We start from the raw sequence: 23,258 nt of genomic DNA on the forward strand, positions 1-23,258 counted from the left end.
ATGCGCCAAGTAAAAATAGTGTAATTAAAGCGCCTAAAAAAAGATAGTCATTGTGGCGTACCAAAAAATAGATAAAAACGCCCGCGAGGCTCCCCCATGTGCCGGGCATAAAGGGAAGGTAGCCGACACCGAAAAACGTGGCTATTGTCTTTACGAGTCTATCTTTCATTAGGCCAGATTATTCTGCGGTTTCTTAAAAAAAATGAGGTTCCGCTTATAATAGTCAATATTACGGTAATGGTCATCAAGACCAATATGATTCCTTCCGGAAAGGGCCGTCCAAATTCCCTGAAGATAAGAAAAAGCAATATGATAAATATGGAAACCATTTGCGAGACGGTCTTGTGCTTTCCTCCCATAGTCGCTTCAATGACTTCGCGCTTCTGGAGCGCCAGAAGCCGCATGCCGGTGACGACGAATTCCCTAAAAATGATTATCACCACCATCCACGCCGGCACAATATCCATCTCCACAAACGCGAGAAATGCGGCGATTACAAGGACTTTATCGGCTATGGGGTCCATAAGCCGGCCAAAGTCGCTTATCATGTTATATTTTTTTGCGAGGTAACCGTCGAAAAAATCCGAAAGAGCGGCTATCAAGAATGTTAAAAAGGCAAGTATTTTATAGATGGCGCCGTGGGCAAAGAGAAAAACCAAAAAAACAACCGCCAGCACCATCCGTAATATTGTCAACTTATTGGGTAGGTTCACTCCGCCCTTCCTTCCTGCGGAACCTCGCCCAGCTAGGAAGGGCGGAGTTCATAAATTTGCACACATCGTCATTGCGACCGCGAGCAAAGCGAAGCGGGAAGCAATCTCTGTAAAGGGATTGCTTCGTCGCTCCGCTCCTCGCAATGACACTTTTAAATAACCTTATCTTTTCTTTCTCTTCCTTCCGCCTCTTACCATCTTGGCGCAGGAGACATCGCCCTTCTTGTCGACGAAATAAAGATAACCTTTCTGCTTCTTTACGCCGACTTTTACGACTTTCTTCGGGCTACCTCCCTTTTTCTTACCGCGTGCCATTTTAGCGCAAGAAACATCACCCTTCTTGTCTATGAAATAGAGATAACCTTTCTGCCTCTTAATACCGCATTTTGCGACTTTTGTTGCCATTTAACTTCACCCCCCTTCTCTATTCGATTTAACGCTATTGCTCTCAAAATCGATCCGCCGCCGTTTTGGCGGATTAATTTCCTATTTTTACACTACTTATGATTCCGTCCAATACCGCTATAGCCGACAGTGCCGCGAGGTAACTCGTCTTCGGGTTCGCCGGCATCGGCACATTATTCGTTACCGTCTTAAGCCTGCCGAAATCGCCTTCGATCTCCACCTCATGTGTATTTGAAGTATAGTCAGGCGAAGTCACTATGCGGACTATTGTCTTCTTTGCTCCCAGCCCGCAAAGGCTCAATGTGGCCGCCACATTGACATTTTTCGGAAAGCCTTTCACCGCCTCAACGGCCGTCCCTTCAAAAATGACCGTCTCATTCTTTATGGAATTTAAATCTATTTTATTCTCTGCTATGTAAGGCGCGCCTGCGAGTCCTTTTGGCGGCTTTTTAGTCGTCAACGTAACAGATCGAACACTTGCCATCATTGCGGCCTTAAGAGCGTCAAGCCCGCATATAGCGCCGCTAGGGATGTACAGCTTGCCAGACGATTTTTCCGCAATTTCGAAAATATCGGGCTTATTTAATAGTCCGCCTGTGCTCATTACGATTATGCTCTTACCGGCCTGAAGCGCTTCCTTCGCGATTTCATAAGAGACGCTTCCGGAGGCGGATTCTACGATAAAATCGCATCGCTTTATAAGTTCATCCTGTTTTAAGGCTTCTATTTCAAGGCCTAATCTTTTTATCAGATCTTGGCTATTCTTCTCGTTTATGTCCGAAACGCCGAGAAGCGTGATGGAACCTTTAAATCTATTAACGATCGCATCGGCTATGACACCGCCAATCGCCCCGCACCCTATTATCCCCACTTTTATCATATGTTATCCAAATTGTCATTGCGAGCGCAGCGAAGCAATCTCCTCAAAGGGATTGCTTCGGCACTTCGTGCCTCGCAATGATGGTTCAAGCTAAACTTTAATACCCCGACATCGCGCTGCCCGTAGCCTCGCCTGTGACCTTAAGCATCTTATCCAGCGCTTTTCGCGCCTTTTCGGCTATCTCTCCGGGTACCTTTATCTCATACACAAGCATCTCCAGGGAATGCGCTACCCAGCCAAGCGTCGTAAGCTTCATGCTTGGACAAATAAGGTGGTCTGTCGGAAGATAGAATCTTTTATTCGGATTGTCTTTCCGCAGTTTATAAAGCATGCCGCTTTCGGTGCCTATTATAAATTCTTTTGCCTCCGAGGATTTTACAAACTTAAACATACCGCCTGTTGAGCATATGTGGTCGGCAAGCTTCAGAACGCCGGGGTTACATTCGGGATGAGCCACAAATTCCGCGCCCGGATGTTCTCTCTTTGCCGCGAGGACCTCTTCTTCCTGTACTCTTATATGCGTGGGGCAGAACCCTTCCCAAAGTATTATCTCTTTATCCGGAAGATTTGCCTGGACATATCTTCCTAAGTTTTTATCGGGGACGAATATAATCCTTTTGTTAGGGAGCGCTTTTACAACAACTATCGCATTGCTTGATGTACAGCAAATGTCGCTTTCGGCTTTAACCGTGGCGGATGAATTGACATAACTGACGATCGCCGCGTCCGGATACTTTTCTTTCGTTGCCCGAAGTTTTTCCGCATTGACCATATCCGCCATGGGGCATCCGGCCTCTTTGACGGGCAAAAGTACCATCTTGCCCGGATTTAAAATAGACGCGCTCTCCGCCATAAAATGGACCCCGCAAAAGACAATGACTTTCGCGTCTGTCCGGACAGCGGCCTGGCTCAGCGCGAGCGAATCTCCGCTTATGTCAGCGATTTCTTGTATCTCGTCCCGCTGGTAATTATGCACTATTATAACGGCGTTTCGCTCCAATTTGAGTTCCGCAATGCGCTTCCTTAGCTTATCCAGATACTTTTTGTCTTTTTGTTCCGGCGTTTGAAGCATTATACCTCCAAAATCACATTATCAATAAGCCGCGTCTTGCCAAAATAAGCGGCTATTGCTATTAAGACCTGCCCTTTCAGCGCTTTAATCTCTTTTAGGCTGCCAAGATCTGCTACTGAGACATAATCTATCCTGGCAGAACTGTTTTTACTTATAAAATCCTTTATCGTCTTTATTATCTTGCGGCTTCCTCTTTCGCCTTGCTTTATCATCTTCTTTGCCAGCGAAAGCGATTTAAAAAGCGCTGTCGCCTCATACCTCTCTTTTTTGTTAAGATAGGCGTTTCTCGAACTCATGGCAAGGCCGTCTTTCTCTCTTACCGTGGGAATAGTCTTTATCTCGACCGGAATATTTAGATCTTCTGCCATCTTCTTTATAATAACTGCCTGCTGGGCGTCTTTTTGGCCGAAATAGGCATTGTCGGCGGAAATTATATTAAACAATTTCGCAACGATTGTGGCTACGCCCCTAAAATGGCCCGACCTTCGGCGGCCGCACAAATGGCCTGATAGCTTTTCAACGTTAATATACGTAGAGTGGCCCGGAAGATACATACTTTTTACTGCGGGATAAAATATCGCGTTGACGCCTTCTTTTTTTGCCATGCGCGCGTCTTTCTTAAAATCGCGGGGGTATTTCGTATAGTCTTCCCCAGGCCCAAATTGCGCGGGATTTACAAATACACTCATGACGACAATGCCATTTTCCCGCTTTGCGCGCCGGATAAGCGCGAGATGGCCTTTATGAAGATAGCCCATTGTCGGTACAAAACCTATTTTCCTGCCGCGGGCCTTTTCGTTTGCGATAAACTTTCTCATCTTCGCCGGGTCCGTTATGATCTTCATTTACACTTTACCCAGTTCCCTCAACCCTTTAAGCACAAACTCCCTTTCACTTATGCGTGGATGCGGGATAATAAGATCTTTTTTCTTTATCTTTTTATTGCTGTAATAAAGTATATCAAGGTCTATTGTCCGAGCCCCGCTTTTAACCGTTCTCACGCGGCCAAGTGTCTTCTCTATATTGTTCAGGGCCACTAAAAGTTCAAGAGGCGTGAGAGAGGTCTCTATCTCCAGTACGCCGTTTAAAAATTTACCCTGCGGCATCTCGCTCACCGGCTCTGTTTCATATATTGACGATGCTTTTTTAAACCGTATGCTTTTATTTTTCTTCAGCTCGAGGATCGCGCTGTCTACATATTTACGCCGATCGCCTATATTTGAACCTACGCCTATATAGCAGTTAACGAATTTTTTCATCTATTCTTTTTACCGCTTCCGCGAGCCTCTTCTTATCGACCGTTATCACCATACGGATATATCCCTCGCCCGATTCTCCAAACCCATTACCGGGCGTGACTACGATATCCGCCTTATCCAGAAGCATCTGGGCGAATGTTGCCGAAGTATGCCTTGGAGGCACCTTGGCCCATACATAAAAGGTCGCTTTCGGCTTCTCGATATTCCAGCCTATACGATTAAGCCCTTCTACCAATATGTTGCGCCTCTCCTCGTAAACTTTAATAACGGAGCCTATGTGCTTTTCGTAATTCTCCAGCGCGACTATGCCCGCGCGCTGTATTGCGGAGAAAACTCCGGAATCTATATTGGCTTTGACCTTTGCCAGTCCTTTTACGAGCCGGGCATTACCGCAAACAAAACCTATACGCCAGCCCGTCATGTTGAATGTCTTTGAAAGCGAGTGGAATTCCACCGCTACAGTCTTTCCGCCCTCTATCTCCAGTATGCTCGGCGGCCTGAGGCCATCGAATGCTATTTCAGAGTATGCCGCATCCTGGCAGACGATAATATCGCGCTTCTTTGCAAATTCAACTATATCCTTTAAGAACCTCTTATCGCACACCGCTCCGGTAGGATTGTTGGGATAATTGAGGAATATCATCTTTGCTCTGTGAAGAAGATGGTGATTTATGGCTCTTATGTCGGGTAAAAAATGGTTCTTTTCTACGAGCGGCATAGACAATACCTCTCCGCCGGCAAAGATAGTCCCCGACCTGTAGGGCGGATAGCATGGATCCGGCACCAGAACGATGTCGCCCGGATCTATAAACGCTAAAGGCATATGAGCTATGCCTTCTTTTGAGCCTATTAGAGGATGGATTTCGTTTTCGTAATCAAGCTCCACGCCGAATCGTTTTTTAAACCAGCCGGCGGCTGCCCTTCTAAACTCCGGCATGCCCTGGTCTAGGGCATAACGGTGCGTCAAAGGATCTCTCAGCGCCTTATTCATCGCCTCTATTATAAAATTGGGCGTCGGAATATCGGGATCACCTACGCCGAGATCTATAATATCGCGGCCTTCATCTTTTGCTTTCTTCTTGGCCTTATCTATCTCAACAAATAGATACGGCGGAAGCTTCTTTAATCTTTCGCTTATTTCTATCTTCATATCAAATCCCCAATACGTCGCGCATGCTGAAAAGCCCGCTCTTTTTGCCTGCTAAAAACTTTGCTGCTTTAAGAGCACCCGCGGCAAACGTATCGCGGCTCTTCGCGCTATGAAAAAGTTCTATAACCTCTTCGTCAGACTCAAACATAACCTTGTGATCGCCTACAACCTCTCCTTCTCTTATGGATTCTATAGGGATTTCCGCGGCAGGTATTTTGTGCTCCAAAGCCACCAGATCTGCCAACCTCTTGGCTGTACCGCTCGGCGAATCTTTCTTATAGATATGGTGAACTTCGCGCATGGAAACTTTATAGTCCTTTGATAATGTCCGGGCTGTATCCTGGCAAAGTTTAAAAAGCAAATTAACCCCCACCGACATATTGGGCGATATCACAATAGGGATATTTTTGGACGTCCTTTGGATCGCTTCATTCTCTTCTTTAGATAATCCTGTGGTACCTATAACGATGCCTTTCTTTAAGTGCTCGGCTGTTTTGACATGTTCCACCGTAGCTTGAGGCGCTGTAAAGTCTATCAGGATGTCGCATTTTGCTATCTCGCGCTCGGCGTCAGTTCCTACATCAAATTCCGAGACAACCGTTATAGCCTTATCCTTTTCAGCCAAGGCGATGATCCTCTTCCCCATTTTTCCGTGCGAACCCGCTATCGCGATCTTTATCATATAAGTCTATAATCCTTCAGGGCTTTAACCAGTTTCTCTTTATTTTCCGGCGCCATATCGCATAATGGCAGTCGTATCTCCGGATCTATCATCTTCATAAGGCCCATCGCCGCCTTTACCGGAATGGGATTGGTCTCTATAAACACCGCCTTCACGAGGGGAAGCATCTTATAATGCAGCGCTTCGGCTTTTTTTGTATCGCTCCCAAGAAATGCGGCGCACATATCCGAAACGTCTTTCGGTATGATATTGGCCACTACCGATATGACGCCCACGCCCCCTATCGACATAAGCGGCAAAGTCAGCGAATCGTCTCCGGATATGAGAAGAAAATCCTTGGGTGAAAGCTGCCTTATGCGCGACATCTGGTCGAGTGAGCCGCTCGCCTCTTTTACGCCGATTATGTTCTTTATCTCGGCGAGCTTCACAAATGTCTCCGGCTCAATATTGACGCCTGTCCTTGAGGCTATATTATAAAGTATCAGCGGTATCTTTACGGAATCCGCTATCGCTTTAAAATGGAGATATAGCCCCTTCTGCGTCGGCCGGTTGTAATACGGGCTTACTTGAAGCGATGCGGCCGCGCCTGAGCTTTCGGCGTGCTTAGTAAGCGCTATCGCTTCATCGGTCGAGTTTGAACCGGTACCTGCTATAACCGGTACCCTGCCTTTCGCAAGCTCGACAGTAAGCTCGATTACCCTGTCATGCTCCTCATACGACAGTGTGGGCGATTCACCCGTTGTGCCGCAGGGCACAAGGGCCGACGTACCGTTTTTTATATGGAATTCTACCAAATCCTTTAAGGCCTTCTCGTCTATCTTCCCGTTCCTGAACGGCGTAACCAAAGCTACCATCGAACCTTTAAACATATTTATCACCATTCCTAGATTTTTATGGTACTGTCAAATACCAATTTGACCGCGCCTTCTAAAAATACATCCTTATATCCACTGTCTTTCTTTTTAAAATATATTGTAAGGGCTTCTCCGCCGAAAGTCCTCACTTTAACGGGCGACCTGACATTCTTCAATTCCGACGCTATAATCGCGCTTGCTGCTGCTCCCGTACCGCAGGCAAATGTCTCGTCTTCTACGCCCCTCTCATAAGTCCTCATTGAGATCACGCGAGCGCCGTGTATCTTTATAAAATCTACATTCGTCCCGGCCGGAGCAAATATCTTATGGTAACGGATCTGCCTTCCTATCTTTTTTACATCGACTGCGCCGAGTGATCTCACAATATGGACAGCATGCGGAACGCCGGTATTTACGAAAGCCAGGTTTATCGTTTCGCTGCCGGAGTGAAGCGCGATATTAAGCCGCAGATCCTCCGGATCGGTCATTCCTACTTTGACCATATCTTTACGGACAACTGCCTTAAGGACGCCTGCTTGAGTCTCTATTGAAAGATTATTTCCCGTTATACCTCTATGGGCAACGTAATACGCCAGGCATCTCGAGCCGTTGCCGCACATCTCTGGCTCGCTGCCGTCCGGATTAAATATGCGCATAGCCACATCGGCTCTTCGCGAACCTTCCAACACCAAAAGGCCGTCGGCGCCTATGGAGTGCCTTCTCGCGCAAACAAGCTTTGCAAGCTTTGAAAGGCTCCCTACTCTACTCTCCACCTTTTTACGGGCGTTGTCTATGAGAATAAAATCATTGCCCGTAGCAACTAACTTGGTAAACTCTATCGTATTCATTTAAGCGCCTTTGGTATGGATTCCCCTCTTATGAGGTCCTCGTATCTTTCCCTGCGCCTTATTATGTAGAATCTTCCATTGATTACCATTACTTCGCATGGCCGGGGCCTTGCGTTATAATTAGACGCCATTGAAAAACCGTACGCCCCCGCGCTCATCACAGCCAAAATATCGCCTGGCCGCACTTCTTGAAAGCGCCTGTCTTTGGCAAGAAAATCTCCGCTTTCGCATATCGGCCCCACTACATCTATGTTGTCCATTGCCGCACCCGGCCGTCTGGTAACGGGCGCTATTTCATGATACGCCTCATAAAAACTGGGCCTTATAAGGTCGTTCATGCCGGCATCCACTATCACAAATTTCTTAGACTGCGTCTTCTTTACATACAGGACCGACGTCACGAGGATCCCGCTATTGCCGATAATGAACCTTCCGGGCTCAAGTATTATCCTGAGCCCCGACCCCTTAAAAAGCGGCAGGATGGCATTCGCAAATTCTTTTGCCGTCTGCGGCTTTTCTTTGGAGTATATTATACCCAGCCCTCCGCCTATATTAAGTGACTTTACGTCTATCCTCGCATCTTTTATAAAAGATATGACCTTCTTTATCGCCTTTATATAAGGCGCCGCTTCGGTTATCTGGGAACCTATGTGAATGTGCAGCCCTATTAAGTTGAGATGGCGGTACCTATTAGAATTGTCAAATATATTCTCTACGACTGAAAGGGCAATGCCAAACTTCGTCTCCTTTGTGCCGGTAGTTATATGCTTGTGCGTCTTGGGCTTCACATCGGGGTTGACCCTTATGGCCACGTCTATTTTTTTAGACATGTTGCCGGCAATCCTGTTTATAAGCGCCAACTCCGCCACAGATTCCACATTAAACATAAATATGCCGCGCCTTATCGCTTCTCTTATTTCTTCTTTCTTCTTTCCGACGCTGGCGTAGACTATTTTTTTTGGGTCGGCCCCCGCCTTTATCGCCCTGTAAAGCTCTCCCCCTGAGACGATGTCAAGCCCCGCACCTTCATTCAGAAGCGCCTTACATACCGCAAGATTTGCGTTTGACTTCATAGAAAAGCATATGAGGGGGTCTATCTCCCTGAAGGCATCCTTCAGTTTGCGGAAATGATCCACGATCGTCTGGTAGCTGTATAGATAAAAAGGTGTGCCGACTTTTTTGGCGATATCAGCCACCCGCACATCTTCGCAGTATAATATGTTGTCTCTGTATTTAAATTCGTGCATTTACCTTTTTGCTTTCTTTTCTTCCGCGGACCTTATATACCTGCCAACCATATCATGAGCCTCTTTGAAAGGCATCTTCTTGTCCCGGACCAGTTTCTCAGCCATGTCAACAGCGGCCAGATCTATATCTTTCAAAGCAGCTTTGATTGTTTCCGTCTTTAACTCTACACCTATAAGAAAGTGCGCCATAATCTCTAATTCATTTTTCACAGTATCGACCGATGAAAATAACGGTTCTTTATCAAGCTGCATGTCTCTGTTGTACGTAAGCGGAAGGCCTTTCATAATAGTCAGTACCGACATCAGATTTCCGTATATTCTACCGGTATAGCCTCTTACTAATTCAAGAAAATCCGGGTTTTTCTTATGGGGCATCATGCTCGACCCCGTACAGAATTCCTCCGGCAAATTAATAAAGTTAAACTCTTTGGTAGAATACAATATCAGGTCCTCGGCTAACCTCGAGAGATGCATCTGAATAATAGCTAAAATGCTTAAAAGCTCAATGAGAAAGTCCCTGTCACTTACAGCATCCAGCGAATTAAGAAAAGGCTTTATCTCTTTTACAAAAATATTATCTGTAAGAAGTTTCTTTTTCGTTTTTGCTAATGCGTCATTATAAAACTTTGCTATAGAGCTTCCGGCTAAAGCCCCCGCACCTATGTAAAGAGGTATGTTCGAATAAAAATACTCTAATCTTTTTTTGTCCCTGGCAAACATAGCATAATATGTGGCTATATAATTCGCAAAAAGAACCTTTTGCGCTCTCTGGGTATGAGTATAACCGACAATATAATGTTTTCCGTATTTTTTTCCCAAAAAAGACAGAGATTTTAAAAAGCTATCCAAAAGTTTTGCAATTGCAAAACTTTCATCATAGCAATACCCCTTTTCATCAAAGGCGATCTGGTCATTTCTTGATCTTAGGGTATGGAGCTTCAAAGCAAGTTTGCCTACTTTTTTAGCGACTTTATTCTGAATATCCGTATGTATATCCTCTGCGGCGGCATCATATGCGAACTTACCTTCCTTGACATTTTTGCTGATTTCTTCCAACGCCTTAATCAGTTTTTCCTTTTCTTTCAGGGATAAAAACTTGGCGTCAGCCAAAGTAACGGTATGTATCAAAGAGTGGACTATGTCGTACTTTGCCAGCTTGTAATCGTAATGAATGGACTTCTGGAACTCAAAAAAGTCCCTATCTATTTCTTTTTTGAATCTCCCACCCCACATTTTTTTAGACATGTTTTCTCCCTTTATACGGCAGGCCCCATATCTCTATAAAGCCCTTCGCAAGCGACTGGTCGAATTTATCGCCTTCTTCATAAGTGGCGAGCTCTTTTTTATATAAGGAATTAGGTGATTTTCTGCCTACCGCTATGCAATTTCCCCTGTGAAGCTTCAATTTAACGGTGCCGTTCACGTATCTCTGAGTCTCATCAATAAATTTATCGAGCGCCTCTCGAAGCGGCGAATACCAAAGACCGTAATAGACGAGTTCCGCGTACTTGGACGCTACCATATCCTTGAAATGGATAAGCTCCCTGTCTAACACAAGGCTCTCGAGCGCGTTATGCGCCGTATATAGCGGCCAACCGGCAGGCGCTTCGTAGATCTCTCGCGACTTTATACCAACGAGCCTGTTCTCTATCATATCGCTTCTTCCGACACCGGCCGATCCCGCTATTTTAGCGAGCTTCAATATAAGATCAACGCCCTTCATTGCTTTCCCGTTCAGCTTGACGGGGATGCCGTTTTTGAATTCTATTGTGACATAGCAAGGCTCCGCCTTAGCCTTATTCACTCCTTTTGTAACCTGATAGATATCTTCATCAGGCTCAAAATAAGGATCTTCCAGCTTCCCACTTTCAATCGATACTCCCCAAAGATTAATATCAAGTGAGTAGGGCTTTTTTTTCGTTGTATCAATTGGTATCTTATTCTTTTTAGCATACTCTATTTCTTCCTGCCGCGTCTTGAGTTCCCATTCCCTAACCGGTGCGAGTATCTTCAATTTTGGATCCAAAGCACCTATGGTGACTTCAAATCTGACCTGGTCATTACCTTTTCCCGTGCATCCGTGCGCCACAAATCGAGCCTTTTCTCTATGGGCTGCTTCAACAAGGCCTTTAGCTATAATCGGCCTTGAGAGCGCCGTCGCCAAAAGATAGCCGTGTTCATAAACAGCGTCCGCTTTCAACGCCTTAAAGACAAAGTCCTTCACGAACTCATCTTTCAGGTCTTCCACTATCACTTTTATAGCGCCTGTATTGAGCGCCCTCTGGCGATACCGATTGAAGTCGGATTCCTGCCCGACGTCAGCCATATAAGCGATAACGTCGTAGCCCTTTTTGGTAAACCATTTTATCGCCACCGAAGTGTCCAAACCGCCTGAATATGCGAGAACGACTTTTGGAGTCATTGTTTTTTCTTTCCTCCTATATAAACTGTAAGAATAGCTTTCTGCACGTGGAGCCTGTTCTCCGCCTGGTCTATAACAACGGAATTAGGGCCGTCTAGGACCGAATCCGCCACCTCTTCACCCCTGTGTGCCGGCAGGCAATGCATGAAGATAGCATCCTTCTTCGCCTTTCCGAATAACTTGTCATTTATCCGATATTCCTCAAAATCTTTGCCCCTCTTATCCCGTTCCGTCTCCTGGCCCATACTTGCCCAAACGTCGGTATACACGCAATCGGCGCCTTTTACGGCATCCTCAGGGTCTTTAAAATAGAGTACGTCGGTTTTGTTTTTATCGGCTACTTCTTTGGCATCTTCGACTAAATCCTTTTTCGGTTCGTATCCCGGAGGTGTCGAAAACTTGATATTTACTCCTGTCAGAGCAGCGGCGTACATAAGAGAATTAAGCACGTTATTACCGTCGCCTACATAGGCAAGCGTCACATTCGTAAGTTTGCCAAGTTTCTCTTTCAGGGTGAATATGTCGCTAAGCGCCTGACACGGATGATAAAGATCGCTCAATCCGTTTATTACGGGTATTTCGGCAAACTTCGCAAGCGTAATTGCATCTTTATGCGTAAAGGTCCTCGTTATGATACCGTCAAGATATCTTGACTGCACCTTTGCCACGTCTTTAATAGATTCCCTAACGCCCAGTTTTATATCTTCGCCCGTCATATAAACGGCATTACCGCCGAGCTGGAATATTCCGACTTCAAAAGAGAGCCGCGTCCTGTTTGACGGCTTCTGAAATATGAGGCCGACTGATTTACCGCTTAACGGCCTTTCAAATTCGCCTACCCCTGCCTTAAGCCCTTCTGCGAGTTCAAATATATAAAAGGCATCTTCCTCGGTCAGATCTTTTAACGATAATAGGTCTTTTTTCATGTTTGCCTGTCCTTATATTGTAGCCATGCTTTCTTTTATAATCTTAATCGCCTTATCTATGTCTTCTTTCTTTACGGTAAGAGGCGGCATGATCCGAAGAATGTTGCCCTGTGTGCAATTTATTAATAGTCCCCTCTTTCGGCATTCATTAAATATCTGCTTGCCGTCGATAGAAAGCTCGACGCCTATCATAAGCGCGATACCTTTTATCTTTTTTACAAAGTCAAACTCCTTCTTCAGGCCCTCCAGCTTTTCTCTCAAATATGCGCCCATATCTCTCGCGTTTTCAAGAAGGCCTTCTTTTTCTATAGCTTCAAATGTCGCCAAAGCCGCGGCCGAAACTATGGGGCTGCCGCCAAAAGTAGAGGCATGGGTACCGGCAGTCAGGGTGTCGGCTATTCTGGATGAGGCAACAGTCGCGCCTATAGGTACGCCGCTTCCGAGCGATTTGGCCAGCGTCATAATGTCCGGCTGAACATTGTAATTTTTAAACGCGAACATCTCGCCGGTTCTTCCCATAGCCGTTTGTACTTCATCGAATATAAGGAGCATATCCTTTTCGTCGCACAGTTTCCTCAATCCTTCAATATATGATTTATCAGCGGCATTAATCCCGCCTTCGCCCTGGATCGGTTCGATCATTATGGCCACGGTCTTCTCCGTAACGGCCGCTTTCACAGCTGCCAAGTCGTTAAAAGGAATCGTCTTAAAGCCCTCTAAAAGCGGCTCAAAACCGTGCTTCACCTTATCCTGGCCCGTAGCTGTGATCATGGCTATCGTCCTTCCGTGGAAGGACTTTTCCATAGTTATGATCTCATATCTCTTCGACTGGCTGCCGTATTTTCGCGCCAATTTAACGGCACATTCGTTTGCCTCCGCTCCGCTATTCCCGAAGAACACCTTGCCCGGAAAGGCGTGATATATTATCTTCTTTGCAAGCTCGGCCTGAAGCTCGCTGTAATAATTATTGGAGACATGGATCAATACCCCCGCCTGCTCCCTTATGGCCGCGACTACCTTAGAATGGCAATGGCCGATACCGCTGACAGCCCATCCGGGAAAAAAGTCAAGGTACTCTTTTCCGTCAGCATCCCAAAGTGTTATGCCTTTTCCTTTTGCAAAAGCGATACCGTCCCTTGCATAAGTCGGCATGACGTATTTATCATATTTTTCCTTTATCAATTCTGTCTTTGTCATTTCACTATCTCCGTCCCTATCCCCTTGTCCGTAAATATCTCTAATAAAAGTGCATGGGGCAGATTTGCATCCAATATATGCGCCTTTTTCACCCCGCCCCTCACTGCATTGACGCAGGACTGGGCTTTAGGTATCATCCCGGCATCTATAACCCCTCTTTTTATTAATTTTTTCACTACGCCGGCTTTCAAAGTATGATATAAGCTATCAGGCTTCTTTTTGTCCTTCATTATGCCCCTTACATTTGTAAGGAGTACATATTTTTCCGCTTTTAACGCCATCGCTATCTCGCTTGCCACATCATCCGCATTGACATTATAAATATTCCCGTCTCTGCCTATACCCAAAGGATAAATGACGGGTATTATACTGTCCTCTATAAGGCGCTTCACGACGGTTGTATCTACCGACGTCACCTCGCCCACAAATCCGAGGTCGACTTTACTTTTCATCTTCTTCACTTTTATGAGGTGGTTTTCCCCTCCGCTCAAACCGAAGGCCTCTGCTCCCATCCCCTTCAGCACTTTTGTAATATTTTGGTTTATGATCCTGAGGGCCTTTTCGATGATTCGGATTGACTGCGCATCGCTATACCTTCTTCCCCCGATAAATTTCGGCTCTATGCCGGATTTCTTCATCATCTTGGAAATAAACGGCCCGCCTCCATGGACGATGATCGGTCTCATGCCGGCGTAGTTCATGAACATTACGTCTTCGAGAATGCTCTTCTCTATGCCTTTTTCATCAACGGCTGATCCGCCGTATTTTATGACGACTACCTTTTTAAAGAACTTCTTTATATATGGTACCGCCTCTATTAATACTTCGCTCTTTTTGATAGCTTCTTTCATCATTTTTCCCTGCTATGTGCTGTACTTCGAATTTATGGCAACGTATTCTTTTGACAGATCGCACGTCCAGGCGATGGCCTTATGCCCGCCGTTTTTCAAATCTATCTTTATGCCTATATCTTTGCCCCTAAAAAGCCGTTTGACTTTTTCTTCGTTATACCTTCTCAATCTCTCGCCGTTTGCAAATACCTTGACGCCGCCGAGGTATATATCTACTTTTAAAGGGTCTATATTTGCGTCGCTTGAGCCGCACGCCGCTACCACTCGCCCCCAATTAGGATCGCCCCCGAAAACACAGCATTTTAGGAGGTTGGATGTCGACACTTTCCTCGCTACTCGCTTGGCATCCTTTTCGCTCTGAGCGTGTTTCACTTCTATTTCCACAAATTTTGTCGCGCCCTCGCCGTCTTTAACAAGCATCTTCCCAAGCTCCATCGTTATCAGCCCAAGGGCCGCAGTAAAGTCTTTATAATCGCCGAATTTCTGATTTATCTTTTTATTGCCGGCAAGGCCGTTAGCCAAAAGAAAACATGAGTCGTTTGTGCTCATATCGCCATCGACCGATATCATATTAAAGGAATCCCCGATCGACTCGCCGAGGGCATCCTCCAGCAATTTTCTGGATATGGCGGCGTCTGTTGTTAGAAAACAGAGCATTGTCGCGTGTTTTGCCGCTTCCAATTCCGGGTAGATCATCCCTACCCCCTTACAAGCGCCGCCTATAGTAACAATGGACGTGCCCAGTTTAAACTTAACCGCCAGCTCTTTTTTGGTTCGGTCAGTCGTCATCACGGCCTGGGCGAAGATACTTCCGTTTTTTTCGTCCAGCCCGTCAACAAGCTCGGGGATCTTTCCCTTTATCTTCAAGATCGGCAGATATTTCCCTATAACGCCCGTTGAGGCTACCAAGACCTCTTCACTATTAATGGCAAGAGCATCTGCCGCAAGTTCTGTCATTAAAAGCGCATCTCTGTCGCCCGCTCTTCCGTTAGCGCAGTTCGCGTTGCCGCTATTTACTATGAGAGCCCGATGCGTCCTATTCCGTAAATGGGCGCTGCTTATCTTAATAGGCGATGCCTGGAACTTATTCTTCGTAAAGGCAGCCGCCGCTATTGCCGGAACCTCCGAACATAAAAGAGCAAGGTCAAGCCTTTTGGACCTTTTTATGCCGGCTTTTACCGCGTTTGCTGTAAAGCCCAAAGGGGAAGTAACACCGCCTTTTATTATCTTCATCTCTAAACCAGGCCTTCCTTTTCGTCAAACCCAAACATTATATTCATGTTCTGCACTGCCTGTCCTGCTGCGCCTTTTAAGAGGTTGTCTATTACGGAGACTGCTACGATATTTTTATCCGTCACTCTTACGCCTATGTCGCAGAAGTTCGTATATGCTACGTCTTTTATTTCGGGAAGCGTATCACTTTTGAATCTCACAAAAAATTCATTCTTATAAAAATCGGAGTAGATTTTATTGACCTCTTTCTGGTCGATCTTCTTGATAGGCTTCGTATAAACAGTCGATAATATACCCCTCTTTATCGGTATTACATGCGGCGCGAAAAGTATATCCACATCTCTTCCGGCAAGGTTTTTAAGTATTTCTATCATCTCCGGCATATGCTGGTGCGCGCCGATTTTATAAGCTTTGAAATTATCCGCTATCTCGCCGAACAGAAGGTCTATGGATGCCTTCCTTCCGGCGCCCGTTATGCCGCTTTTTGAATCCGCTATTATATTGTCTAGCTGCACGCCCCCGCTTTTAATAAGAGGCGCAACGGCCAATATCACACTCGTCGGATAGCAGCCGGGATTCGCTATTAAGTCCGCCTTTTTTATTTCGCTCCTGAATAATTCGGGCAGCCCGTAAACCGCCTTCGCTATGTTTTTCGCATCGGCGTGGCCTTTTCCGTACCATTTTTCGTATAAGTCACTCGGCAGCCTGTAATCGGCGCTCAGATCTATCACCTTTTTACCCGCATTTAAAAACTTCGGAGCAAAATCCATTGAGACCCTGTGCGGCAGCGCTAGAAAAATTACGTCGGAAGAACTGGCCGCTTCGTTAAAATCGAAACTCTTGCATACCACATCTACTCTGCCCTTAAGCCTCGGGAAGAGATCCGATATATTTGTCGGCTTGTCTATGATCGCGCTTAAAGAAACTATCTTGACATCTTTGTGCGAAGCCAAAATAGCAACGAGCTCCTCGCCCGTATAACCTGTAGCACCGACGACACTTACCTTGATCACCTTTATACCTCCGTCGTTATAATCATCAATTATAAATAAAAATACCTATCCTGTCAACCATTATTCGTCGAGGTTGACCTGATAGGTATTTTTTTGCAATTTTCCGCCAGAGAGGCGGATCCGCCTTTGGCGGAGAATTTTAACCGTTACCTCTTAGAATATTGGAATTTCTTGCGGGCCTTCTTCTGGCCGTACTTTTTGCGCTCTTTCATGCGGGAATCCCTCGTAAGTACGCCGGCTACTTTAAGCGATTTCTTTATGGAAGGATCCACTTTTACCGCTGCTCGCGCTAGGCCCAGGCGCAATGCGCCTGCTTGGCCGCTCTTGCCGCCGCCTTTGATGTTGGCCCTAATATCGTATTTACGCAAAAGTTCCGCCAGATCAAATATCTTCCTGATGGTGATACGCTGTGCCTCTGTAGGAAAATATGCGTCAAGCGTAAGGCCGTTGGCCTCTATATTCCCCGTACCCGGAGTCAAGAAGACTCTTGCGACTGCCTCTTTTCTTCTTCCTAGCGAGTTAATGACTTCTTTCATTTCTGCCTTTTCTTTATTATGCCGTTATCTCTTTCGCTTTTTTCGGAAGTTCGGGTTTTTCGGAAGCTGTATAAAGCCTGAGCTTGCGCAGCATCTTCTCTCCGAGACGCGTATGCGGCAGCATCCTCTTCACCGCAAGGCGCATTATATCCTTTGGCTTCCTCACGAGCATCGTCTCGAAGTTCCGTTCCTTTAAGCCGCCGGGATAACCGGAATAACTTGCGTAGATCTTCTCTGTAGATTTTTTGCCCGTAACCTTTATCTTATCGGCATTTACGACAATTACGAAGTCCCCCGTATCCACATGTGGGGTATATATGACCTTATGCTTGCCGGCCAATATCGAAGCTATGCGCGTTGCGAGCCTTCCGAGTACTTTGCCTTCGGCATTAGCCACAAAATAGTCTCTTTTTACGTCTTTAGCTTTAGCTGAATATGTCTTCATAAGAAATGGAATAGTAACATATTGTCACTTTTTTGTCAAGCATATTTTACATTAAGCAGACATAGCCCTTTTGCCGGGGCAGTCGGGCCCGCCAGCCTTCTATCCTTCTTTTTCAATATATGGCGCGCGCTTCCGGAAGGAAACCTGCCCCTACCCGCTTCTATCAAAGTCCCCGCAATATTGCGCGCCATATTATAGAGGAAACCGTCCGCTTCTATTATTATCTCTATAAGACCTTTTTTGGATCTTATCTCCAGGCGCTTTACCGTCCTTATGCTATTCTTCCTTTGGCCGCCATCGCTTCCTTTATAGGCCGATTTGAATGAGGAAAAGTTATGCCTGCCGATCAGCGCCTTTGCTTCCTTCCGCATCAAAGAAAAATTGAGCGGCTGCTTAAAATGATATGCATATTTTCTCAGAAATGGCGAAATATGTTCGCTATTGCATATAAGATAGCGGTAGGTTTTGGATAGCGCATCGTACTGAGAGTTAAAATCACCTCTCACTTCCTCGGCTTCCTTTATGACTATATCAGGAGGCGTAAGTGAATTAAGCGCTTTTTTAATCCGGGCGCTCGTCAGTTTGGCAGATGACCGAAAATTCGCTGTGTGATTTTCCGCGTGAACTCCGCTATCCGTCCTGCTCGAGGAAATCAACCTTACTCTTTCGCCCAATAAATCAAAGAGAGCGCCCTCAAGGACGCCCTGTATAGTTTTTACTCTTCCACCTTTTCGCTTCTGGTCTTTATGCTGTATCTGCCAGCCGTTGTAATCAGTGCCGTCGTATTCGATGGTGAGTTTTATATTTCTCAAAGCAATTCTGCAATTTGTATCGCGTTCAGCGCGGCGCCTTTTCGCAGGTTATCGGCAACGATCCAGAGATTAAGCCCGTTCTTAACGGATTCATCCTCTCTTATCCTGCCGACAAATGTCTCGTCCCTGCCCTCTGCATCCAGAGGCATGGGGTATAAACCCTTCTTCGGGTCATCTATAACGATAACCCCGGGCGCTGACTTGAGTATATTCCGCGCCTCAGCGGCAGTTATCTTCTTCTCGGTCTCTATATTTACGCTTTCTGAATGGGCATAAAATACCGGCACTCTTATGGCGGTGGCGGTAACATTTATCGAATCATCGCCCATTATCTTCCTCGTCTCGTGGAGCATCTTCATCTCTTCCTTGGTATAGGCATTGTCCAAAAATACGTCTATTTGCGGAATAAGATTGAACGCTGTCTGGTAAGGAAATTCCCTGATATTCTCTTTCGGCACATTATGCTTATTGATCTTATGCGCCGAAGAATCTTTAGCTATTTCTCTTGCCTGCTCAAACATCTCGAGGATCTTCTTTTGGCCGGCACCCGAAACCGACTGATAGGTGGAGACGACTATTCTCTTTATCTTAGAGACTTTATGAAGCGGGTACAGCGCTACCACCATCTGAATGGTAGAGCAGTTAGGATTTGCTATTATACCCTTGTGCTTCTTTGCGTCCTGCGGGTTTACTTCCGGCACCACCAAAGGCACATTCTTATCCATGCGAAATGCGCTGGAATTATCCACGCACACGGCACCCGCTCTTACGGCACTCGGCAGGAACTCAAGGCTCCTTGATGCTCCCGCGCTCGCCAATACCAACTCCACACCTTTGAAAGAATCGTGAGTCAATACCCGAACGGGATATTTCTTGCCCTTAAAAGTAATATCTTTGCCTTTGGAACGTTCTGAGGCCAGAAACTTTATTTCTTTTACCGGAAAATTACGCTCTTCAAGTATTTCAATAAACTTCTGTCCCACAGCCCCCGTGGCCCCCATTATCGCCAAGTTCCATTGCTTGGACATATGTTTTTCTCCATCACTTGACGCGGGACACGTTCCTCGCAATCTGGCAAATCTAACCAGGTTAGAATTGCCAGATTAGTACCACGGAACATGTCCCGCCGAGTAGCTTTACAACCAGACCTATCGCTTTTGGTTACGGCTTCTACGGCTTTACAAATTCTTCACAACAAGGTCCCCGACTTCTGTCGTGCTGTAGCCCATCTTGCCGGCGGACATGCTCTTCATCATAGTCGTAACTTTCATAACCGACTTTTCTATCATCTCGGCCGCCTTGTCTTCGCCAAGCGTCTCAAGCATCATAGCTCCGGCGCATATCGCCGCAAGCGGGTTTATCACGTTCTTGCCCGTGTACTTCGGCGCCGAACCGCCTATGGGTTCAAACATTGACACGCCTTCCGGATTCAGATTGCCGCCGGCGGCAATACCCATACCACCCTGTATCATAGCTCCGAGATCTGTAATGATATCACCGAACATGTTGTCTGTAACGATGACGTCAAACCACTCGGGATTTTTTACCATCCACATACATGTGGCATCGACGTGCGCATAATCCGTAGTTATATCCGGATATTCTTTCGCCACTTCATGAAATACCCTTTCCCACAGATCAAAGGCATAGGTAAGAACATTCGTCTTGCCGCAAAGGGTGAGCTTCTTTCTCTTGTTGCGCTTCTTTGTGTATTCAAAGGCGTATCTAAGGCAGCGTTCCACTCCGTGCCTTGTATTTCTGGAAACCTGGACTGCGACTTCGTCTTTCGTACCCTTCTTTATAAATTCGCCTTCGCCGACATAAAGGCCCTCGTTATTTTCGCGTACTACGACAAAATCTATATCTTCCGGCCCTTTGTCCTTAAGCGGCGTCCATACACCGGGATACAGCTTAACCGGCCTCAGATTTATATACTGTTCAAGGCCGAACCTCAGCTTTAGAAGAAGCCCCTTCTCGAGGATGCCCGGTTTTACGTCGGGATGCCCTACCGCACCAAGATAAATGGCGTTAAACTTTTTTAGTTCACTAATAGCTGAATCCGGAAGGACCTCGCCTGTCTTTTTATAACGCTCTCCGCCAAAATCGTACATGGTAGTTTCGTATTTGAAGCCTGTTTTTTTGCTGACTGCTTCCAATACCTTTAACCCTTCTTTGATTACTTCCGGCCCCGTTCCATCGCCGGGTATTACCGCAATCCTGTACATCGTTATGCTTTCCTTTCTGTTAACAAATCATCATCTGGTATTAAAAATAGTATCTCATTTACATTAAGCTCTAAAAACTTTGCCTTGCACACGGGGTTGCCGAAAATATCACTGACTACAGCGTTTGAAGCCGGTATAAACTGTTTCTGGCCCAAGCTACCGATAAAGTCGGACAAGCGGCTTCCGGGAGACATAAAAACATCACATTTTATTTTATAATTATAGGTATAGGCTATTATGGTCTTCGTTTCTTTTTTAATTTTCATGCCGCCCCCTTTTCTATCAGATGTTATCACTATTCAGCATATTCAGAAGTCCGCCGGCCGTTATTATCTTCCGCATAAACTCCGGAAAGCTCTGGGACTTATAGATCTCCCCTGTCGTAATATCCTTTATTTCGCCGCTTTTAAAATCCACTTCTATCTCATCGCCGTCGTTTATCCCGCGCGCCGCCTCTTTACTCTCCAGTATCGGTAACCCTATATTAATGCTGTTCCGGTAAAATATCCTTGCAAAAGTCTCCGCTATCACACAGGATATACCCGCCGATTTTATGGAAAACGGCGCGTGTTCGCGGCTCGAGCCGCAGCCGAAATGCCTGCCGGCAACTATAATATCGCCCGGCTTCACGTTCTTCGCGAAATCGGCGCTTATGCCTTCCATGCAATGCGATGCCAGCTCCTTGGAATCGGTCGTATTAAGAAACTTTGCCGGTATTATGTCGTCGGTATTGACGTTATCTCCGAATTTGTGCACTGTGCCTTTTGCTTTCATGCTACCTCGCCTGGATGAGTTATCTTTCCTTTTATGCCGCTTGCGGCCGCTACGGCGGGATTTGAGAGGTAGATTTTGCTTCCCAAATCGCCCATCCTGCCCTTGAAATTTCTGTTGGTCGTGGCTATGGCCACTTCGCCGGCGCCGAGAATACCCATGTGCCCGCCGAGGCATGGCCCGCACGTCGGAGTGGAAACAACTGCGCCCGCTTTGAGAAACGTCTCTATAAGCCCTTCTTTCAACGCGTCCAGATATATATTCTGAGTGGCGGGTATTATTATCACCCTTACCCGCGAATTTACTTTTTTGCCTTTTAGGACCTTGGCCGCCATGCGCAAATCGCTAATTCTCCCGTTTGTACAAGAACCTATTACCGCCTGATTTATGCTTACATTCTTGAACGCGCTTACCGGTTTAGCGTTGCTCGGTAAATGCGGCGCCGCAACCTGCGGCTCCATCTTGCTTACATTATACTCGCGAATGTCCGAATATTTTGCGTCCTTATCACTTTTATAGACCTTGTATTTTCTCTTGTTCTTCTTGCTTATACCGAGAGTCCAGCGGCTTTTAATATACTTTTCCGTAATCTCGTCCGGCTCTATGATGCCGTTCTTACCTCCGGCTTCTATAGCCATATTGCACATCGCAAGCCTGTCGTCCATGCAAAGATTCCCGATAGTATCACCCGTGAATTCCATAGCCATGTAGCGCGCGCCTTCGACGCCTATGTCGCCGAAAGTATGCAATATGAGATCCTTGCCGCCTACCCATCTCTTCAGCTTCCCTTTATAAATAAACTTCATTGACTTCGGCACCCTGAACCAGCAACGGCCCGTTATCATGGCAGCCGCTAAATCCGTCGAGCCGACGCCTGTGGAAAAGGCCCCCAACGCGCCGTAAGTACATGTGTGGCTGTCAGCGCCTATGACGAGGTCTCCCGGAAGAACCAGGCCGAGTTCCGGCAGAAGCGCGTGCTCTATGCCCATTTGGCCTACTTCATAATAATGTTTTATTTTGTGCTTCGACGCAAATTCGCTCAATATTTTGCACTGGTTGGCACTCTTTAGGTCCTTATTAGGTGTAAAGTGGTCCGGGATAAGGGCTATCTTATCTTTGTCGAATACTTTTTTCACGGCCAGCCGTTCAAATTCTTTTATCGCTAAAGGCGCGGTTATATCGTTGCCGAGGGCAAGATCCACCTTGGCGTCTATGAATTCGTCAGGAGCTATCGCCTTTTTCCCGCTGTGCGCCAGTAATATCTTTTCTGTTATCGTATATGCCATCTAGAGTACCTTAATCAACGCGTCTTCCGTACAGTCCGGAAAATGGACACACTTCACGCAATCTGTCCACACCTTGTGCGGCAGCTGGTATTTATCTATGTCTTTGAAACCAAATCGCCTGAAATACTCCGGCTTATATGTGAGGACAAATACCTTCTCAAGCCCCAAGTTCCTTGCCTCCTTGATGCATTCCTTCACGATCCGCCTGCCTATTCCCTTTTTCTGCCGGCCCTTTTGAACCGCCAGAGACCTTATTTCTCCTAATCTCTCCCATGATATATGCAGCGCCCCGCACCCGATGACCTTGCCTTTCTGTTCATAGACATAGAAGTCCCTTATCTTGTCATACAAGTCGTTCAGAGAAAGCGGCAGCATCTCATCTTTTTTGGCGTAAAAATTCACCAGCCGCTGTATCTTCCTCACGTCTGTCA

The 23,258-nt window shown here is 46.2% G+C and carries 28 protein-coding genes; all 28 read right to left on the minus strand.

Annotated elements, in window-relative coordinates; genetic code table 11:
- A partial coding sequence (locus KKI13_07625) for a phosphatidylglycerophosphatase A (protein MBU4488910.1) occupies positions 1-169 on the minus strand: 169 nt, incomplete at its 3' end.
- Positions 159-713 carry a CDP-diacylglycerol--glycerol-3-phosphate 3-phosphatidyltransferase gene (gene pgsA / locus KKI13_07630; protein MBU4488911.1) on the minus strand — a complete coding sequence of 185 codons (555 nt, stop codon included), beginning with the start codon at positions 711-713 and terminating at the stop codon, positions 159-161. The genes KKI13_07625 and pgsA, both read right to left, overlap by 11 nt.
- A gap of 162 nt (positions 714-875) precedes the next feature.
- Complete coding sequence (locus KKI13_07635) at positions 876-1,118, minus strand: hypothetical protein (GenBank protein ID MBU4488912.1); 243 nt, start codon at positions 1,116-1,118, stop codon at positions 876-878.
- A gap of 73 nt (positions 1,119-1,191) precedes the next feature.
- On the minus strand, positions 1,192-1,998 hold the full coding sequence (locus KKI13_07640) for an aspartate dehydrogenase (protein ID MBU4488913.1): 807 nt from the start codon (positions 1,996-1,998) through the stop codon (positions 1,192-1,194).
- Positions 1,999-2,095: 97 nt separating this feature from the next.
- A complete protein-coding gene (nadA, locus tag KKI13_07645) occupies positions 2,096-3,070 on the minus strand; it encodes a quinolinate synthase NadA (GenBank protein ID MBU4488914.1) in 975 nt (324 codons plus the stop codon).
- Positions 3,070-3,915 carry a pantoate--beta-alanine ligase gene (gene panC, locus KKI13_07650; protein ID MBU4488915.1) on the minus strand — a complete coding sequence of 282 codons (846 nt, stop codon included), beginning with the start codon at positions 3,913-3,915 and terminating at the stop codon, positions 3,070-3,072. Before panC ends, nadA begins: the two co-directional genes overlap by 1 nt.
- The gene (gene folK, locus KKI13_07655; protein ID MBU4488916.1) at positions 3,916-4,329 is read right to left on the minus strand and encodes a 2-amino-4-hydroxy-6-hydroxymethyldihydropteridine diphosphokinase; all 414 of its coding nucleotides are present in this window, start codon (positions 4,327-4,329) and stop codon (positions 3,916-3,918) included.
- Complete coding sequence (locus KKI13_07660) at positions 4,313-5,473, minus strand: LL-diaminopimelate aminotransferase (protein ID MBU4488917.1); 1,161 nt, start codon at positions 5,471-5,473, stop codon at positions 4,313-4,315. The genes folK and KKI13_07660 overlap by 17 nt, the downstream gene beginning before the upstream one ends.
- A gap of 7 nt (positions 5,474-5,480) precedes the next feature.
- Positions 5,481-6,161 (minus strand): 4-hydroxy-tetrahydrodipicolinate reductase, encoded by a 681-nt coding sequence (gene dapB / locus KKI13_07665; GenBank protein ID MBU4488918.1) that lies wholly within the window; start codon positions 6,159-6,161, stop codon positions 5,481-5,483.
- Positions 6,158-7,030, minus strand: a complete 873-nt coding sequence (gene dapA, locus KKI13_07670; GenBank protein MBU4488919.1) for a 4-hydroxy-tetrahydrodipicolinate synthase — start codon at positions 7,028-7,030, stop codon at positions 6,158-6,160. The genes dapB and dapA overlap by 4 nt, the downstream gene beginning before the upstream one ends.
- Positions 7,031-7,044: 14 nt before the next feature.
- Positions 7,045-7,863, minus strand: coding sequence for a diaminopimelate epimerase (gene dapF / locus KKI13_07675; GenBank protein MBU4488920.1), 819 nt, complete (start codon positions 7,861-7,863; stop codon positions 7,045-7,047).
- Positions 7,860-9,110 carry a diaminopimelate decarboxylase gene (gene lysA / locus KKI13_07680; GenBank protein ID MBU4488921.1) on the minus strand — a complete coding sequence of 417 codons (1,251 nt, stop codon included), beginning with the start codon at positions 9,108-9,110 and terminating at the stop codon, positions 7,860-7,862. The genes dapF and lysA overlap by 4 nt, the downstream gene beginning before the upstream one ends.
- Positions 9,111-10,355, minus strand: a complete 1,245-nt coding sequence (gene argH, locus KKI13_07685; GenBank protein MBU4488922.1) for an argininosuccinate lyase — start codon at positions 10,353-10,355, stop codon at positions 9,111-9,113. It abuts the gene before it with no gap.
- Positions 10,348-11,532, minus strand: coding sequence for an argininosuccinate synthase (locus KKI13_07690; GenBank protein MBU4488923.1), 1,185 nt, complete (start codon positions 11,530-11,532; stop codon positions 10,348-10,350). Before KKI13_07690 ends, argH begins: the two co-directional genes overlap by 8 nt.
- Positions 11,529-12,458 carry an ornithine carbamoyltransferase gene (argF, locus tag KKI13_07695; GenBank protein ID MBU4488924.1) on the minus strand — a complete coding sequence of 310 codons (930 nt, stop codon included), beginning with the start codon at positions 12,456-12,458 and terminating at the stop codon, positions 11,529-11,531. The genes KKI13_07690 and argF overlap by 4 nt, the downstream gene beginning before the upstream one ends.
- Positions 12,459-12,470: 12 nt before the next feature.
- Entirely contained in the window at positions 12,471-13,655 is a 1,185-nt protein-coding gene (locus tag KKI13_07700) for an aspartate aminotransferase family protein (GenBank protein MBU4488925.1), read from the minus strand.
- Positions 13,652-14,509, minus strand: coding sequence for an acetylglutamate kinase (gene argB, locus KKI13_07705; GenBank protein ID MBU4488926.1), 858 nt, complete (start codon positions 14,507-14,509; stop codon positions 13,652-13,654). The genes KKI13_07700 and argB overlap by 4 nt, the downstream gene beginning before the upstream one ends.
- Before the next feature lie 9 nt (positions 14,510-14,518).
- Positions 14,519-15,739 (minus strand): bifunctional glutamate N-acetyltransferase/amino-acid acetyltransferase ArgJ, encoded by a 1,221-nt coding sequence (gene argJ / locus KKI13_07710; protein ID MBU4488927.1) that lies wholly within the window; start codon positions 15,737-15,739, stop codon positions 14,519-14,521.
- Between the two features lie 2 nt (positions 15,740-15,741).
- On the minus strand, positions 15,742-16,752 hold the full coding sequence (gene argC, locus KKI13_07715) for an N-acetyl-gamma-glutamyl-phosphate reductase (GenBank protein ID MBU4488928.1): 1,011 nt from the start codon (positions 16,750-16,752) through the stop codon (positions 15,742-15,744).
- Positions 16,753-16,898: 146 nt separating this feature from the next.
- Positions 16,899-17,288, minus strand: a complete 390-nt coding sequence (gene rpsI / locus KKI13_07720; protein ID MBU4488929.1) for a 30S ribosomal protein S9 — start codon at positions 17,286-17,288, stop codon at positions 16,899-16,901.
- A 16-nt stretch (positions 17,289-17,304) separates the two neighbouring features.
- The gene (gene rplM, locus KKI13_07725) at positions 17,305-17,733 is read right to left on the minus strand and encodes a 50S ribosomal protein L13 (GenBank protein MBU4488930.1); all 429 of its coding nucleotides are present in this window, start codon (positions 17,731-17,733) and stop codon (positions 17,305-17,307) included.
- 35 nt (positions 17,734-17,768) lie between these two features.
- Positions 17,769-18,545 carry a tRNA pseudouridine(38-40) synthase TruA gene (gene truA / locus KKI13_07730; protein MBU4488931.1) on the minus strand — a complete coding sequence of 259 codons (777 nt, stop codon included), beginning with the start codon at positions 18,543-18,545 and terminating at the stop codon, positions 17,769-17,771.
- Positions 18,542-19,573, minus strand: a complete 1,032-nt coding sequence (locus tag KKI13_07735; GenBank protein ID MBU4488932.1) for an aspartate-semialdehyde dehydrogenase — start codon at positions 19,571-19,573, stop codon at positions 18,542-18,544. The genes truA and KKI13_07735 overlap by 4 nt, the downstream gene beginning before the upstream one ends.
- Positions 19,574-19,723: 150 nt before the next feature.
- On the minus strand, positions 19,724-20,770 hold the full coding sequence (locus tag KKI13_07740; GenBank protein MBU4488933.1) for a 3-isopropylmalate dehydrogenase: 1,047 nt from the start codon (positions 20,768-20,770) through the stop codon (positions 19,724-19,726).
- A 2-nt stretch (positions 20,771-20,772) separates the two neighbouring features.
- Positions 20,773-21,036, minus strand: coding sequence for a hypothetical protein (locus KKI13_07745; GenBank protein MBU4488934.1), 264 nt, complete (start codon positions 21,034-21,036; stop codon positions 20,773-20,775).
- A 16-nt stretch (positions 21,037-21,052) separates the two neighbouring features.
- Positions 21,053-21,544 (minus strand): 3-isopropylmalate dehydratase small subunit, encoded by a 492-nt coding sequence (locus KKI13_07750; protein MBU4488935.1) that lies wholly within the window; start codon positions 21,542-21,544, stop codon positions 21,053-21,055.
- The gene (gene leuC, locus KKI13_07755) at positions 21,541-22,827 is read right to left on the minus strand and encodes a 3-isopropylmalate dehydratase large subunit (protein ID MBU4488936.1); all 1,287 of its coding nucleotides are present in this window, start codon (positions 22,825-22,827) and stop codon (positions 21,541-21,543) included. Before leuC ends, KKI13_07750 begins: the two co-directional genes overlap by 4 nt.
- Positions 22,828-23,258, minus strand: a 431-nt coding sequence (locus tag KKI13_07760; GenBank protein MBU4488937.1) for an N-acetyltransferase, incomplete at its 5' end; no start/stop codon positions are given.

Source organism: Candidatus Omnitrophota bacterium (genome assembly GCA_018894435.1).
Classification (GTDB): Bacteria; Omnitrophota; Gorgyraeia; order JAHIPI01; family JAHIPI01; genus JAHIPI01.

Coding starts and splice junctions, on each gene's coding strand:
- argH (MBU4488922.1), bottom strand. CDS start 10,355: ATGTCTAAAAAAATGTGGGGTGGGAGATTCAAAAAAGAAATAGATAGG.
- folK (MBU4488916.1), bottom strand. CDS start 4,329: ATGAAAAAATTCGTTAACTGCTATATAGGCGTAGGTTCAAATATAGGC.
- dapF (MBU4488920.1), bottom strand. CDS start 7,863: ATGAATACGATAGAGTTTACCAAGTTAGTTGCTACGGGCAATGATTTT.
- argJ (MBU4488927.1), bottom strand. CDS start 15,739: ATGAAGATAATAAAAGGCGGTGTTACTTCCCCTTTGGGCTTTACAGCA.
- KKI13_07750 (MBU4488935.1), bottom strand. CDS start 21,544: ATGAAAGCAAAAGGCACAGTGCACAAATTCGGAGATAACGTCAATACC.
- dapB (MBU4488918.1), bottom strand. CDS start 6,161: ATGATAAAGATCGCGATAGCGGGTTCGCACGGAAAAATGGGGAAGAGG.
- KKI13_07740 (MBU4488933.1), bottom strand. CDS start 20,770: ATGTACAGGATTGCGGTAATACCCGGCGATGGAACGGGGCCGGAAGTA.
- KKI13_07635 (MBU4488912.1), bottom strand. CDS start 1,118: ATGGCAACAAAAGTCGCAAAATGCGGTATTAAGAGGCAGAAAGGTTAT.
- dapA (MBU4488919.1), bottom strand. CDS start 7,030: ATGTTTAAAGGTTCGATGGTAGCTTTGGTTACGCCGTTCAGGAACGGG.
- leuC (MBU4488936.1), bottom strand. CDS start 22,827: ATGGCATATACGATAACAGAAAAGATATTACTGGCGCACAGCGGGAAA.
- lysA (MBU4488921.1), bottom strand. CDS start 9,110: ATGCACGAATTTAAATACAGAGACAACATATTATACTGCGAAGATGTG.
- KKI13_07640 (MBU4488913.1), bottom strand. CDS start 1,998: ATGATAAAAGTGGGGATAATAGGGTGCGGGGCGATTGGCGGTGTCATA.
- KKI13_07690 (MBU4488923.1), bottom strand. CDS start 11,532: ATGACTCCAAAAGTCGTTCTCGCATATTCAGGCGGTTTGGACACTTCG.
- nadA (MBU4488914.1), bottom strand. CDS start 3,070: ATGCTTCAAACGCCGGAACAAAAAGACAAAAAGTATCTGGATAAGCTA.
- KKI13_07735 (MBU4488932.1), bottom strand. CDS start 19,573: ATGTCCAAGCAATGGAACTTGGCGATAATGGGGGCCACGGGGGCTGTG.
- rplM (MBU4488930.1), bottom strand. CDS start 17,733: ATGAAGACATATTCAGCTAAAGCTAAAGACGTAAAAAGAGACTATTTT.
- KKI13_07700 (MBU4488925.1), bottom strand. CDS start 13,655: ATGACAAAGACAGAATTGATAAAGGAAAAATATGATAAATACGTCATG.
- rpsI (MBU4488929.1), bottom strand. CDS start 17,288: ATGAAAGAAGTCATTAACTCGCTAGGAAGAAGAAAAGAGGCAGTCGCA.
- KKI13_07745 (MBU4488934.1), bottom strand. CDS start 21,036: ATGAAAATTAAAAAAGAAACGAAGACCATAATAGCCTATACCTATAAT.
- argF (MBU4488924.1), bottom strand. CDS start 12,458: ATGAAAAAAGACCTATTATCGTTAAAAGATCTGACCGAGGAAGATGCC.
- argB (MBU4488926.1), bottom strand. CDS start 14,509: ATGATGAAAGAAGCTATCAAAAAGAGCGAAGTATTAATAGAGGCGGTA.
- panC (MBU4488915.1), bottom strand. CDS start 3,915: ATGAAGATCATAACGGACCCGGCGAAGATGAGAAAGTTTATCGCAAAC.